This window comes from Thalassoroseus pseudoceratinae (genome assembly GCF_011634775.1).
Classification (GTDB): domain Bacteria; phylum Planctomycetota; class Planctomycetia; order Planctomycetales; family Planctomycetaceae; genus Thalassoroseus; species Thalassoroseus pseudoceratinae.
Genome location: NZ_JAALXT010000004.1, coordinates 237110 through 250338 on the forward strand (window position 1 = coordinate 237110; position 13229 = coordinate 250338).

General features: G+C 55.9%; 13 protein-coding genes, 1 tRNA gene and 1 pseudogene. 4 read left to right on the forward strand and 11 right to left on the reverse strand.

Annotation, left to right across the window (positions count from 1 at the left end):
• Positions 1-14 precede the first annotated feature (14 nt).
• Positions 15-917, forward strand: coding sequence for a DUF1559 domain-containing protein (locus G6R38_RS15235; RefSeq protein ID WP_166829079.1), 903 nt, complete (start codon positions 15-17; stop codon positions 915-917).
• A 43-nt stretch (positions 918-960) separates the two neighbouring features.
• On the opposite strand, the gene G6R38_RS15240 is transcribed toward G6R38_RS15235, so the two are convergent.
• Positions 961-1863: a DUF58 domain-containing protein gene (locus G6R38_RS15240; protein ID WP_166827319.1), complete on the reverse strand. Its 903-nt coding sequence runs from the start codon at positions 1861-1863 to the stop codon at positions 961-963.
• A gap of 261 nt (positions 1864-2124) precedes the next feature.
• On the opposite strand from G6R38_RS15240, the gene G6R38_RS15245 reads away from it, so the two are divergent.
• Positions 2125-2198 (forward strand) — tRNA-Met (locus G6R38_RS15245).
• A 356-nt stretch (positions 2199-2554) separates the two neighbouring features.
• Here G6R38_RS15245 and G6R38_RS28450 read toward each other — a convergent pair.
• Positions 2555-3454: pseudogene (locus tag G6R38_RS28450) on the reverse strand (tyrosine-type recombinase/integrase); the annotation flags it as partial.
• Between G6R38_RS28450 and G6R38_RS28055 the strand changes: the two are divergent.
• Complete coding sequence (locus tag G6R38_RS28055; RefSeq protein WP_240928220.1) at positions 3356-3862, forward strand: hypothetical protein; 507 nt, start codon at positions 3356-3358, stop codon at positions 3860-3862. The pseudogene G6R38_RS28450 and the gene G6R38_RS28055 overlap by 99 nt on opposite strands.
• Positions 3863-3883: 21 nt before the next feature.
• On the opposite strand, the gene G6R38_RS15255 is transcribed toward G6R38_RS28055, so the two are convergent.
• From G6R38_RS15255 to G6R38_RS15270, 4 genes are all read right to left on the reverse strand, one after another.
• Positions 3884-4072: a carbon storage regulator gene (locus G6R38_RS15255; RefSeq protein ID WP_166827322.1), complete on the reverse strand. Its 189-nt coding sequence runs from the start codon at positions 4070-4072 to the stop codon at positions 3884-3886.
• Positions 4073-4187: 115 nt separating this feature from the next.
• Positions 4188-4781 carry a hypothetical protein gene (locus tag G6R38_RS15260; protein ID WP_166827325.1) on the reverse strand — a complete coding sequence of 198 codons (594 nt, stop codon included), beginning with the start codon at positions 4779-4781 and terminating at the stop codon, positions 4188-4190.
• Positions 4782-4851: 70 nt separating this feature from the next.
• Entirely contained in the window at positions 4852-5919 is a 1068-nt protein-coding gene (locus tag G6R38_RS15265; RefSeq protein ID WP_166827328.1) for a helix-turn-helix domain-containing protein, read from the reverse strand.
• A gap of 70 nt (positions 5920-5989) precedes the next feature.
• Positions 5990-6376 (reverse strand): helix-turn-helix transcriptional regulator, encoded by a 387-nt coding sequence (locus G6R38_RS15270; protein ID WP_166827331.1) that lies wholly within the window; start codon positions 6374-6376, stop codon positions 5990-5992.
• Between G6R38_RS15270 and G6R38_RS27860 the strand changes: the two genes are divergently transcribed.
• A complete protein-coding gene (locus tag G6R38_RS27860) occupies positions 6375-6569 on the forward strand; it encodes a hypothetical protein (RefSeq protein ID WP_206028604.1) in 195 nt (64 codons plus the stop codon). The two genes, G6R38_RS15270 and G6R38_RS27860, sit on opposite strands and share 2 nt — an antisense overlap.
• Positions 6570-6665: 96 nt before the next feature.
• Here the strand turns inward: G6R38_RS27860 and G6R38_RS15280 are convergent, their stop codons facing one another.
• The 5 genes from G6R38_RS15280 to G6R38_RS15300 all read right to left on the reverse strand — a co-directional run bounded on the left by G6R38_RS15280 (position 6666) and on the right by G6R38_RS15300 (position 13158).
• Entirely contained in the window at positions 6666-7886 is a 1221-nt protein-coding gene (locus G6R38_RS15280; RefSeq protein ID WP_166827337.1) for a hypothetical protein, read from the reverse strand.
• Positions 7887-8152: 266 nt separating this feature from the next.
• Positions 8153-9526, reverse strand: a complete 1374-nt coding sequence (locus tag G6R38_RS15285) for a phage integrase SAM-like domain-containing protein (RefSeq protein WP_166827340.1) — start codon at positions 9524-9526, stop codon at positions 8153-8155.
• 250 nt (positions 9527-9776) lie between these two features.
• Positions 9777-10124: a DNA mismatch endonuclease Vsr gene (gene vsr, locus G6R38_RS28455; protein ID WP_166827344.1), complete on the reverse strand. Its 348-nt coding sequence runs from the start codon at positions 10122-10124 to the stop codon at positions 9777-9779.
• Complete coding sequence (locus tag G6R38_RS15295) at positions 10121-11206, reverse strand: DNA cytosine methyltransferase (RefSeq protein ID WP_206028605.1); 1086 nt, start codon at positions 11204-11206, stop codon at positions 10121-10123. The genes vsr and G6R38_RS15295 overlap by 4 nt, the downstream gene beginning before the upstream one ends.
• Entirely contained in the window at positions 11203-13158 is a 1956-nt protein-coding gene (locus G6R38_RS15300; protein ID WP_166827348.1) for an ATP-binding protein, read from the reverse strand. The genes G6R38_RS15295 and G6R38_RS15300 overlap by 4 nt, the downstream gene beginning before the upstream one ends.
• Between the last annotated feature and the right edge of the window lie 71 nt (positions 13159-13229).

Consider the following 13229-nt stretch of genomic DNA (forward strand, 5'->3'; position numbering starts at 1 on the left):
GTCCAGAGATTTCAATGACGCACCACATAGCCCCCCACAATCGTCGTGGTTTCACACTGATTGAGTTACTAGTGGTCATCGCCATCATCGCCATCCTCATCGCTTTGTTGCTACCGGCTGTGCAACAGGCTCGCGAGGCGGCCCGTCGTGCTCAGTGCAAGAACAATCAGCGTCAGCTTGGGCTCGCAATCCACAACTATCAGGGCACGTACAATAAATTCCCAACTGGAGTACTCGGCACGTCCGGCACATCGAGCGCGAGCGAACCGCTGCATACTTGGTGCACCCTGATTCTGCCATTCGTCGAACAGAACAACCTCCACGATTCCTATAACTTCGGTGTTCCCTACGATGACCCTGCGAACGCGGACGAAGTCATCGTTCAAATTGGAACGTACCTTTGCCCCTCGCAACCGGAAGACGGAATCGTCGACAACCTCTACGGTCCGAACCACTACGCAGGAAACGCGGGAACAACACCGGGAACCGATGACGGAATCTTGTTCCCCATGTCATCCATTAGCTTTCGCGACATCACCGACGGAACCTCGAACACGCTGGCCGCCGGCGAGTTGTCCTTCGAATTCGGTGGTTGGGCACGTGGTGCCTACGGGGGCGGAAGCGGAGGTGGTGGTGGAGGCGGCGGAGGCGGTGGAGGAGGCGGGCAGGGGTTTGCTCGGGGCGTGCTGCGATGGTGGAAAGGCAGCCCGAACTGTGCCGTCGCCGGTCTCAACCCCAAGCCCTCAACGTGTTCCAACAATGTCGAACAGCGATTTCAATTTTCCAGTCCACACCCCGGTGGCGTGCACTTCACGTTTGCCGACGGTCACGCGACATTTCTGAGTGAAAACATCAATATCGACACGCTCGAAGCGCTCACGACCCGCAACGGCGGTGAAGTCATTCCCGAGTACTAGAGCAAGATTTCACGATGTCCGACATTTTGGAACATCGCCCCGATCACCGAATTCGTTCCCGTCGCCGAGTGAGAATAGCCCGCAACGCGACGTCCAACGGCCAATCCGTCCGCACGAAAACGTAATCCATATGTAGGCTTCGACACCCCACACGGACCTGCGACAAAAAGCTCTCGAATTCTTGCCGATACGCCTTCCGCAACGCCTTTGGATCCGTCATCTGATTTCCTGCCTGCTCAAGCCCCTTGAACAGCGTGGGGTCTTCGAAGGGGAAGTCTTGCTCAGCCGGGTCGACAATGTGCAGCACACTGACGTCGTGTCGACGATGACGGAAATGCTTCAACCCCAGCAATAACGACTCAGGGTCGTCGAACAGGTCGCTCATCAGAATCACCAAACCGCGTTTACGGATTCGCTCGGCGAGACTGTGCAAAATCGGCCCCAACGCCGTCTCCCCGGTCGCCGGTGCCGTTTCCAACACATGCAAAACATGCTTCAAATGTGACGGCTGACTCGATGAACGCAGGAAATTCGAGACGTCCCGATCAAACGTCGCCAAACCGACCGCATCCTGCTGTTGCACCACTAACCATGCCAGCGCCGCTGACAAATGCCGAGCGTAGTCCAGCTTCGACATGGGCACACCGTCCGAACGATACTGCATCGATTCACTCGTATCCGCGAGCAGCCAACACGCGAAGTTGGTCTCTTGCTCGTACTGTTTGAGGTAAATCCGATCGCTCTTGCCATAGACCTTCCAATCTACATACCGCAAGTCATCACCCGGCACATACTCGCGGTGCTCAGCGAACTCAACCGAAAACCCGTGAAACGGACTTTGATGAGCCCCCGAAACGTACCCCTCAACGATCAATCGCGCTTTCAAATCCAACCCGCTCAGCCGAGCGAGGGTCGCGGGATCCAAATAATTCGGTGACTCAGCCACTTCGCGACCCCGTATCCTGAAAATTTGTCGACACTCGAATGCACCCGCACCCGATGAAAAGCGATTGAGGGAAACAACTCCAAAAATCCCCCCGCAAAAACGAGCGGATGCGTTTGCCCGAACTCATCCGATTCACTATAATCCGCTCTTCCTCGAAGTGAAACAATCACCCACCAGGGAAATTGTCTCAAATCGCAGGGAGCGATCAGGCCAGGCAGTGTTGTCCGTCGATAACAACAATACCTAGCATGCCCCAAGTTTGGCGGTGTAGCTCAGTTGGTTAGAGCAGCGGAATCATAATCCGCGTGTCGGGGGTTCGAGTCCCTCCACCGCTACTTTCACTTTCACCGGATATAGGCGGACAAGAGCGGTCCAAACCCTTGTTTTCATGGGGTTTGGGCCGTTCTTCTTTGATCGATTCGGCCTGCGGATTTCCGCTCGTTTCGGACATGGGCGGACATGCCCGGCCGTCAGCTTGTACAAGAAAATGGCAAGCTTTCGGGTTCGCATCGGCGGCGGAGTCGTGATCGGTGCCCGTCGCTCGAAGCAGTTGTACAGATGTTTCCGGTCGGTTGGGCGAACTGCTCGGTACATTCGGAAGTTCATCCAATGCCCCGGCCATGTCACGAACCGACAGGTGCGTGTACCGGTCCATCGTAAGTGTGATCGTCGAATGCCGGGCAAGTTGCTGGGCGGTCTTGGGATGCACGCCAGCGGCCGCCAGCGATGAAATGAAGTGATGTCGCAGGGCGTGGAAATCGAACACGCGGCCATCACTGTCGGTGGCTTGCAGAATGTCCGACCGTTCGCGTCGCTGGCGTTCAGCTTCATTGGGGGCGGTTTTCAGCCAAGCTTTGCGAGCGTCGGATAGATCCTTGCGAAGCATTCGGGCAGCCCGTTCGATCCACGTTCCCGGCCACAACGGGCTATTGTCGTCACTGTCGCGACAGTCGAGCCACCCCTGGAGAGTTGCGGCCACGTCGGGGCGGAGCGGTTGCACGTCCATCCGACGGCGTTTCGAATAGGCGGCTTCAATGGTGACTGTCGGCGTCTCGCCATCGAAGTCGAAACTTCCCGGTGTAAGGCTCGCCAGTTCGTTTGCTCGCAGTCCGCCATACGCGGCGGTGAGATAGAGCATCACCCGATCCTCTCCCGAGAGCCCGCGAAACGATCGAGAGGATTTGGAAGTCGTTTCGATCAGCCAACGGAATTCCTCCGGATCGGCACTGCGGCGTTCCCGGCGAACATCGGTTCGTGGGTTCTGACCGGTTAAATGGTCGAGTGTGTTTTCCGGCCAGCGGCGTTCCTTGGCTAGCCATGTTCCAAACTGCTTCATCGCGGCCAGATAGTAGTTGCTCGTCTTGATACCGATGTGTTCGGCGTCACGTTCGTCCGCCAACCAAGCGGCCACCCGATGGGCTTGGATATCCGCCAGTCGATCGAAACCGCAGCCGTCACAAATTGACTGCACACGGTAGCAGGTTTGTTTGACGTGCTTGGGACTATTTCCCTTCGCCTCGAGATGGCGGCGGAAGTCTGCCAAGTGTTCCGACAGCGGGCGTTTGCGGTGATCTTCGAACGGGTCGACCATCCCTTGTCGCTGGCGTTCGGCTTTGCGTTTGAGTTCGACCAGCATGGTCTCCGCAGCGTCCTTGTCAGTCGCGAGCGGAACTTTCTGCAGAACATCATCGGCGTCCCGGTACCGCCCGTAATACTTCTTCGACTCGAGCTGGTAGCGTTGCCCGTCATCGGTCAGTGGGGCGGTGATGGTTCGGCCGCTTCGTTGCTTGAACCGGACGAATCGCTGGGCGGACTTCACGCCGTTCCGCGTCACCGTCTTGGTGACAATTTCGGCATCGGCGGGAACGGGTTTCGTGTAGGTCTGTTTGAAGACTTGGGCCATGAATGGTCATCCCTTCTGGAACACGCCGGCCGACCGCCGGCCCGGGTTCCAGACCAGACCGACAGCCAACCGGCAAAGGATTGGACGGTATTGTAACTTCCATCCGGTCGAATGCGATCAACTTGTCAATTCGGGACCGGATGCAGGAACTTCTTCCTCTCGATTTAAATCGACGCGGCTGACGGGAATCTCCCGGGGAGCTTCGATACCAAGCTTCACAGCTCGTCGAGAGAGCTGCAGAACTTTGATGGTGATGTCTTCACCGATGAAAACCGTCTCGCCATGCAATCGCGTTAAGACTAACATTCGTGAAATCCTTCTGATGACGTGGGTTTGGATGCGGCCGGCCTGCAACGCGGTGCAGGTCGGCCGGTTTGTTTTGCCAACTGTCGCGGCGGAGCACGAGCTGAACACGGTCGCATTAGGGTTGCTCCCGTTGCTGAAGTTTCAGCAGGAGTACACGGCGGCAGACTTTATCGCTGCGGACCGTGTCCGCCGTCCAATCCCGACCGAACGCGGACGGCCAACCGGGAAAGGCAGAACTAGCAAGCAATTCGATTTCCTCGACGGCAAACGTGTCGAGCTTCTCCCCAAATTGCCATTCTCGCTCGATGTTCGCACTGCGTTCGTTTTGCCGAACAGCCCCCGGCGGTAGTGCACCCTGTGATCCGGCAAGCGGAACGCCTCTCGTCTTCTCTGGAATGTTCCGGGCGAACTCGGCCGTCACGTAAACCCGAGCGTGATGGCCTGAATCGGTCGAGCGTTTCCGGCTGGTTCTGACGATGCGACCTTGGCTTTCGAGTTCGATTCGTCGTGGTCGTTCGCTGTTGCCGTCCATCCTCAAGGCGGCCTGAATTTCCGCGTCTGTGGCTCCGTGCCGTCCTTGGCTGCGAACGAAATTGAAAATGCGTTCGCGGTGATCGTTCGTGGAATGGCGGTCTCTTTCCTGTCCTCCGTGAACCGCTGGGGCGGGTTTCCGTTCGGAAGCTTCTTCGTCGCCGAATAGATTTTTCATGGCTCAACATGGCTCCGTCGATGGCCAATACAATCGAACAATCGCAATTGGAATTCCGGGTCAGAACGCTTCATCGGTGGGCGGCCTTTGAGTAGGCTTCCGCCAACTGCTTTCCGAAACGTTCGAGGAACGCCGCGGTGTCGTGCTGGCCGATCTGTTCCCACGCTGGCCACAGTCGGTCATCGTAGGTCCGCAGCGTCTTGACCAGGGCTTCGAGTTGCCGCGGAGTACGTTCGCGAAATCGCTTCAGCCGTTCGATTTCGCCATCCGTTTCGGTCCCGGATTCAGTCGCTTCGAGGTACTCGGCGGATGGCTTCGACCAGAGTTTCGGGTCGTCGATCGACTGCCCCGGTCGAAGTTCCCGGATTCGCCGATGGAGTTCGCCCGGTCCCCATGCTGGCGTTCCGTCCGGCGTGCATTTCGAACGGCAATAGTCGATCACTTCATGGACAAATCCCGCCGAACAGCCGGCTCCGCGAGCGGAGTCCAGTGCAGACCGGGGGTGCAGAATTCCAAACTCTTTCAATTCCCCCTCCACCATCTCCCAACTTCCCGGCGTCGCGGGCTTAGGGGGTGGCTTAGAAAGATGCTTAGACAAAGCTTCTGGGTGCAAAATATGCGGGTGTGGGGTGCATATTTTGCAGGGGTCACCCGCAGGATTTGCGGGGGTGGGGTGCAAACTATGCGCCCCCTCGGCGTTGGCTTGCCGGTGTGCGAGGTACTTCCGATAGGTCCGAAACTGGCTTTGGCAGCCATCATGATTGGAGTTCCACAACTGGCGAACACGCCACTCGAATTCCGCGGCGTCTCGCATCTCGGCGATGCGAAGGCGGTACGTGTTGCAGGAGCGACCGGGCCGCGGTCCGTAGACGATCAGAAAACCGAGGCGCTCGGCTTCTCTGATGGCGTTCTGAACCGTCCGGTTGGATTTCACGGACATTTCGCGGGCAATCGTCGCAATGGTCAGAAAGCATTCGGTCCCATTGCTGGCGTGATCCATGAGTACACGCAGGAGGTGTTTCACGTTCGAGTCATCAGTTAGCCATTCGCGGAGGATGCGACGCCGGCCACTGAAGTCGAGTTGGAGTTGGGGGTCTGGGCGATCCGACTTGCCGCCAGAGCGTCTTGAGCTTTCCATAGTCGTGATGATCCTTCATCGGGCATCGAAACCCGACGAACGCGCATAACGTGGCGGTGTTCGTCGAGACTCATCGAGACGGTCGGCGGGCGAGCCGGTCATTTCTTTGCGCTTCCAGTGCTTCCCATTCCTTGCGGTCTGGGAGTTCTCCGGTTCGGTGGGCGGACGCCAACCAGCGGACGATCGTTTCTCGGAGCCAACGCGGCGCCCTCGTTCCCAGATTGATCGGGCGGGGCAGTTTGCCAGCGTTATTCCACCGACGGATCGAGCGAACATCCACACGCAATTCGCGGGCGAGCTCTTCCTGCGTGAGCGTCAGCGGCGGGGCGGTCGGTTCACTCGGCTTGTCGTCGCCAGCGGGATCGGCGGCGGGAGCATGCGGTGAATCGGTGTCGGTCGTGTCGGTTTCGCCGTGCGGGTCGTCTGCACGCACAACGCGGAGAGGACTACCCGACATGGCGTGCCTCCTTCGCCGACTCGAGCCAGCCGCGTTCCCGAAGTGCATCGATGATCCGCGGAACCTCCTGCGAAGTGATCGCACGTTTTCCGCCGAACCGTTCCGGCTCTGGCACATTGCCGTCTTCGAACAGGCGTTGAACCCGCCAAGTCTCTACGCCGACGAGTTTGGCGACTTGTCGCGTCGTCAGTAAAGCAGCCATTGAAAAACCCCTGTGTGTTGAAGGTCACAACAGGAGCATTTTCAGGAGGTCACCGGGTGACAGAGCAACGGGTGACAAGGGGTGATATCACCCCCTATTTTGTTGTGCTTCGAGATTTTTCCGCGCCCGCTTAATGGCGTTATAGACCACATCACGCCCGTTCTTCGTCCCGTCTGTTTTGATCTTCTTCCATTTCTTCGGACAGATGCTCCGTCGTTCTTCGTCGGTCTTGGCGTTCCATCGATCGCGAATCTGGGCAGGCGTCAGGCCTTCGTTGCGCCATTCAAGAAACAAATGGTCCCGGCCTTCCGCGGGCGGCCTTTGCCGGGTTTGTTTGGCAGGCTGATGGCCTTGTTCATTGCAAACCTGTGCACTATTCGACAAGTCCGACAATGCTACTGCAGAAACGTAAATCAACGTATCTGAGTCTGGAAGCCGAACCGCCAGCGGCCCTACGCCATCGTCGTGCTTGTAATCGGATCGAGGCGCAGGTTCCACGCTCAGCGGTGTCGATGGTGTTGGTAGTGGGCTTTCACTTCTCGGAAAGCGCAGACGGAGCATGTCAAGCAAATGCTGAAATTCATCGAGATTCTGCACCGCTAGTGGTAGGGGAGGCAAGTCCTTAGATGATCGACGCCCAATCGACCAAAGTCGACGGAGTACGCGTTGGTAAAAGGTGGTAGCGAGTTGTTCGCGAGCGGTACCGGGAAAACTTTCAAGCCAGTCAAACCATTTACTGCGATGTGAACCCAACGCTTCGACACCTCGCGTCAACGGAGTGGAATTCCCTAGCAAATAAAGAAATTCTGGTTCGTGAAATTCGGGGATCGTCGGCAGCTGGTACGCTGAGTTGTCAAGCGGACACTGGATGCAGCCGCGTGGAATGAAGATGTTGCGAGCTTCCGAGCCAACAGCTTCAAGGCACACGTGGATCGCGTCAACAGCCGCAGGCTGCCTCTTGAAACTAGAGTTTTCCACATGAGGGGCACAAAGCTGAAATACTTCAATCCAGTCACCGAGGTTGCTGCGCGTTACTGCCTGTTCTGCTAGAAACGCGATCGACTCAAAAAGCATAGCCATCGCAGTCTCGAAGAGTTCTTTCAGCAACCTCACGCCGTTCCCTTGCAGCGGGCCTGGCAGCTGCGAAACATTGAACATTGCATAACGATGAGCATACCTCAACGCTTTCAAGAATCGTGCGGTTTCAACTTGAACCAGCTGGGGCGTGGTTCGGTTCGATGGTTCCCATAGTGGCTTGAAAAGCAGGCTGTACTGCATCGACTCCGCCCATTCAAACTCCGGCGGCAACTTCCCACTCATTGCCTCCACAAAGCTGTCCGGGTAACGGATCGACTGACGCACGCTCGCGCTCATCTTTGGGCTTTCTTGTTTCTTTAGAGGGGTCGGCGGGCGGGGCACGAGGAAAACAAGAAAACCGCGGCCTCACCGCCCTCCGTTTACATGCCCTCGTTGTGATCAGTAACGTGGGCAACCCGTGGTTTGCATGATGCGGAACCGAGTGCGGGTTTTCAATCCCATTCTCAGATCCTTCGATTTACAAGCTCGAGCGGCCACTAACCGGCGTCCCGGTGGGTTTTCTGAACCGAAGACGGCGGCGCAGGCCGCGGTAACACATCTGCGGCGTGGATAGTGTTCGTGATTCTCGGATCGAGATACGCTTTCGTCGTCGCTTGCGATGAATGCCCCAAATGATGGGTCGCGGCGGCGATCCCTTGTTCTCTCGCCAAATAACTGGCACTGGTCCGACGGATTTTATGGAACAAGTCGCGTTGCCCGTGCGGGAGCGCAGCGGATTCCAAGAGCCCTCGAAGTTCCCGACAGCACCAACGCTGAGCCATTCGAGTGCTGAGCTGCCAGGGAACCGGAAACAAGGACTCGGAGGTGAAGTTGACCACCGCCGCCAATGCCGTGACGGTTTCACCATGCAGACGGAAGAGCTGTTCGGCCTTCTGTTTTTGATGATCTGCAGGAACCCGCAACCATCCCGTGACCAAATCCACGTTGGCAGGTTTTAGGTGCAGCGTAGCCGTCAGACGCAAACCAGTGTCATAGAGTGTCAGCAGTAACGCCCGCCACCAACGATTCGCGGGAATGCCTTCGATGGAGCCTTTGCAATTGTCCGCAGCCTCCAGCAATTGCCCGAACTCCTCGATCGTCCAACACTGGGGAAGGCGTTTCGGCGTCGGCAGCATTTCAACATCCCGGGGAAGTTCGTCGACCTTCCGTTTCTTCCAAGCGAAACGCCAGACCGCCAGGATGTTTCGCAGTGAGATGTTGGCCGTCGCCGGCGACTTGCCTTGTCCGTGTAGCCACAACGCGAATCGCTCCAGCAGATCGTCAGAGAGATTTGTGAAACGAACTTCCGCGCCGTGAAACACAGCCAGTTGATTCAACGAAGTCTGCATTCGTTCGGTTGACTTCTTGGACCGATGTTCCAGCCGCCGCGGATAGTAGACCGTTTCGAAGAAGTGCCGGAGAGTGCATTCGGAGTTGTCTGAGATGCGATAGAACTCATCGGGTTTCGGTTTCCTGATCCCACCGCACTGGCGGCAGAGGTCGCCTTTGTGAACAATCTTGGTAAAGCCTTCCGGCGTGAAAGGGTTGTCCTCGAGAAGTCGCTCAGATACGGCCGCGTTGAAGAATCCCGCCGCTCGCCGATAAGCACGTTGGACGGTCGCGTCGGCCAGCTTGCGTTCGCCCGCCAGATAGTCGCGGAACTTATTCGTGTCATCCCGGGTGATCGAACTGAGCAGCGTTCTGTCGCCGAAGAATGCGAGCAAGTCACGGTACACCTGCCACAACATCCGCTGCGCGCCGGGCTTGAGTTCCGTTCGGCTTTCGATGTGAGAAGTGAGAAATTCGGAGAGGGTCACATCGTCAGGATGTGGATACGCGGCGATCTCGCCGCTACGATGGGGTGCAGCCATTTTCGTCTCCATGTTAGACGGATTTGGATAGGGGCGCCGGGGGCCGCAATCCCCCGGCGTTCTGCTTTCATCACACCGGACTCCGAGCTGAAAGTCAACGGACAGAGAGTGGAGCCAACTTGAATGCATATGATCTCGACCATCCGCGACGCTGACACGCTAGAGTCGTCCGTGACGGCATTCATTCGTTCCGCCGCATAGTGACGGTAGTGCGAACACGCTCAATGGCCTCGTCAAAGTTAGCGTCGAGTTACTGTTCCCAGATACGGATCACACACGACCCGTCGGCCCGCAGACGCCGAAAGTTACGACGGTCACGTACCCGGGTCTGGGCGATTTTCTTTCGCCAAAATTCCGACAGAGAATCTTCCCATTTCGGGAAACGCCATCCGTGCCAGAAGTCGCCGTCGATGGATACGGCGACCTTTTCTGTTGGGAAAACTACATCCGGCCGACCTGGAAGACTGCGAACGTGTTTGCGAAAACGGAAGTCTTCGGCGTGGAGTGCCGAGCGGACACGGCATTCCAGTTTCGTGTCGCATCCCTTCACGCGGGACACACAGTGGCTTCGTTGCGCGGGCGTCAAGTTGTCAGTCATGCCGGACCGGATTTCAGATGTTTCCGAATTTGTCGTGCATGTGCGGCGACGAGCGCCGGTGGAAAGGCGTTGCCGATCATCTGAGCAGCCGCGAATTTTCCTCGCTTCAACGAAAACCAATATGTAAGTGGAAAACTCTGCAACAATGCTGCTTCACGCAACGTTATCGTACGGTCGGCCTCTGGATGCAGAAAACGCCCTTTCGAGGGATTCACGCAGCCGCCGGTGATTGTTGGGGCAACATCATCCCATGCCATTCGGCCGTAGACATCTTTAAAGCCATTGCATCGGCGGTGGCAGGCTAGTTGATGCTCGTCGCCTGCATCCATCCGGCTCCCACCATCGCGAGGTATCATTGCAATCAGCCGAGCGATTTTTTCGCTACGTACTTCCGGAAGGTCATGCAGAGCATCACCCGAACGACCCGCTTCACTTAACGATGCGATTGTGCTTCGAACGGTGCAGGGCACTTTCGATTGATTGGGTTCGGGAAATCTAATCGTACCGATGCGACTAGCGATTAAAATCACGCGTCGTCGTCGTTGAGGAACACCGAATTCAGCCGCGTTTACAACCTTTGGTTGACCGTAGTAACCAAGTTCTTTCAATTCTCGACGGACGCGGGAAAAGCGATAGTCACGTCGTAGGTGAGGTACATTCTCAATCATCACAACCCGCGGTTGCATAATGCGAGCAAACCTTACGATCTCGAAAACAAGGTCTTTATTTGCCTTTTCATATAGTCGCTTCCCACCGTTAAGTCGCTTCAGGCTAGAAAATGCTTGGCACGGCGGGCATCCGCTGAGTAGGTCTAGCTCGCGCGGTTGTAGGCCAACGGCATCAAGTACGGCGCTCGGATCGACATCGCGGATATCGTCGGCCCACACTTTGACCGTCCGGTGATTTTCTTTGAAGGTCTCAACGGCCAATGGATCGTTCTCGATGCCAGCAACTACTCGGAACCTCGCATTGCGCAAGCCCAGTGTGGTACCGCCACATCCGCTATATAAATCCACGGCAGTCGGCCAGCGTTGATTGCACGCCGGAAGCTCTGCGCCCACACATTTCAGTGAATCGTTCACGGATCCGACTCCCCAACTCCGCCTGCCCGATCCTCTGCCGAACGATGCGAAGAATCAGTTTCTAAGATGTGACGTGTCCTTGCTACTTCCTTTTGCTTGGCTAGGAAGTAAGAGTTTTCAAAGTCACCCTCTAAGACTGCACGATAATGTTCGTAAAACATTTTCGCTCTACGGAACAACTCGGTCCAGGTCAGTACTTTGAAGGTCTCCTGTTTCAGATACTCATCCCATTTCACTTTAGGGACATCTATTTTCCCTCCGTAAACCAAAACCCTTTGGCAATTCTCGTGAGCACGCATCAGTTCAATTTGATAGTCCTCCAGTCTTCGCAGTTCCGGGAACGAGACCGCGACTCCGGGACGTTTCATTTCGATAATGATTAAATTCGTTGTGTCCTTCTCAAAAGCCAAGAAGTCTACTCGTTTCAGTTTCATTTCTTCAGGGCAATCCCGCCGACCCCACTCTCGGAGCTGCGCTCCCACATGTTTCTCCTCTGTGAAAACCTGCCAATCTGGGTCGAACAGCCAAGGATATTGTGCGAGCAAGTCGTGCAAATTGTCGTAACTCAGTTTTGACGCTGTTTCGGGTGCATTGCCGATTATCATTCGGTGGAGTTTATCAATGATGCCCAGTCGCCCCTTTACGATTTCCAAAATGGCCCTGCTTTCAAGAACTTTCCAATCGTGCAAACGGGCGAGTGTTTCCTCGAGTCGGTCTGGATCATCGCTAGCGTCTTGAATGTCTTCAATCACATCATGGAAGGTTCGGAACTCGTAAGCCCTGATCAACGAACTGGCTAATTCTCGTGTCCGGTTGTCATCTCGGTCTGACTTTTGTCCCAGCACTTTTAGAAAGCTGCTGATTTGTCTCTTATTACTTGGGTCGAGCATCGCAAGTCGAGGTGCGAATTCAGAGTCGTTTAGGATCCACTGCTGTAGTTTCCCCCCCATCATTTCACCGCATTCAACGAGCAGCCGTCGAGTCAAAGCTTCTCCCCAAACACGTAGCGGTCGCAATTCTTCCTTTTCCCAATCCAATTCCTGGCGATCCGTAGAAATGAGGTCGGTTTCAAGGTCGTCGAGATAATCGGCAATGATCTCTCCATGAAGATAGCGGGTTGAGTGTTGAGAAGACGCAGTGGATTCGACTCGAAAAAAAAACGGCGGTGCTTGAGCGGTTCGCCCATGCGCGTATATTGCGAAGCCTTGTGACTCAGCTGATCGTATTGCACGCTCAGCGAAGGCGTAACGGTACCTGACAATCTCGCCGCCAGGTAATTCTTCCTCCTGAAATTCGCCGTCATCTGGGAATTCGTGCATTGTCGGTATTTCGGGATCTGATAGTGGTTCTGCGTTGATTTGAACCTGCATCTCGCCCCGAGTAGTTCGAGAGAATCTCCGTGCAAGCGTCACGCGCAATGACTCAATATCGATCGGAGTTGTATGTCTCAAACCGGAAAGCTCGATGCATGTGCCTGACTCCGGCCATCCCTCTCGTCGTGGTGCTTCACTCCACCGAAACTCAATATCTTCTGCCTCACCGTCGACCGTTCGTAAACTTTCCAACGGCATTTCGAATCGGATTGCGTTTGCCATATTGGAAGTCCAGGTGGTAATAATTACACGGGACGCCAGCCCGAATCCCGCCAGTTTACCAATGCCTTTTCGTCCCATCACTTTGCGGCCGTGGCTTATGTCTCCCCCCTCCGCACGACGATTCCGGCCAACAACTAAGTAACTATCTTCGATCGTCGCGGCGTTCATGCCCTCACCGTCATCGAGCACCTCAATGATGCTATCCAACTGCGAGTAATCACTCTCTGACGGTATTGTCACCCGGACATTTTTTGCTCCAGCGTCCCAGCAGTTTGCAATCAACTCGGCGATTGAAGGAGCGCGATGCTTGTACATCTGCGTGCCTAAGTGTTCAATCGTTCGGCCAAGAATCTTCATTCGAAAGATCCCGTCCGGAGTTGGTTTCGTTCCGGTTTTCGCCATAAAACGCCTCTGAAGTTGACTTGGCC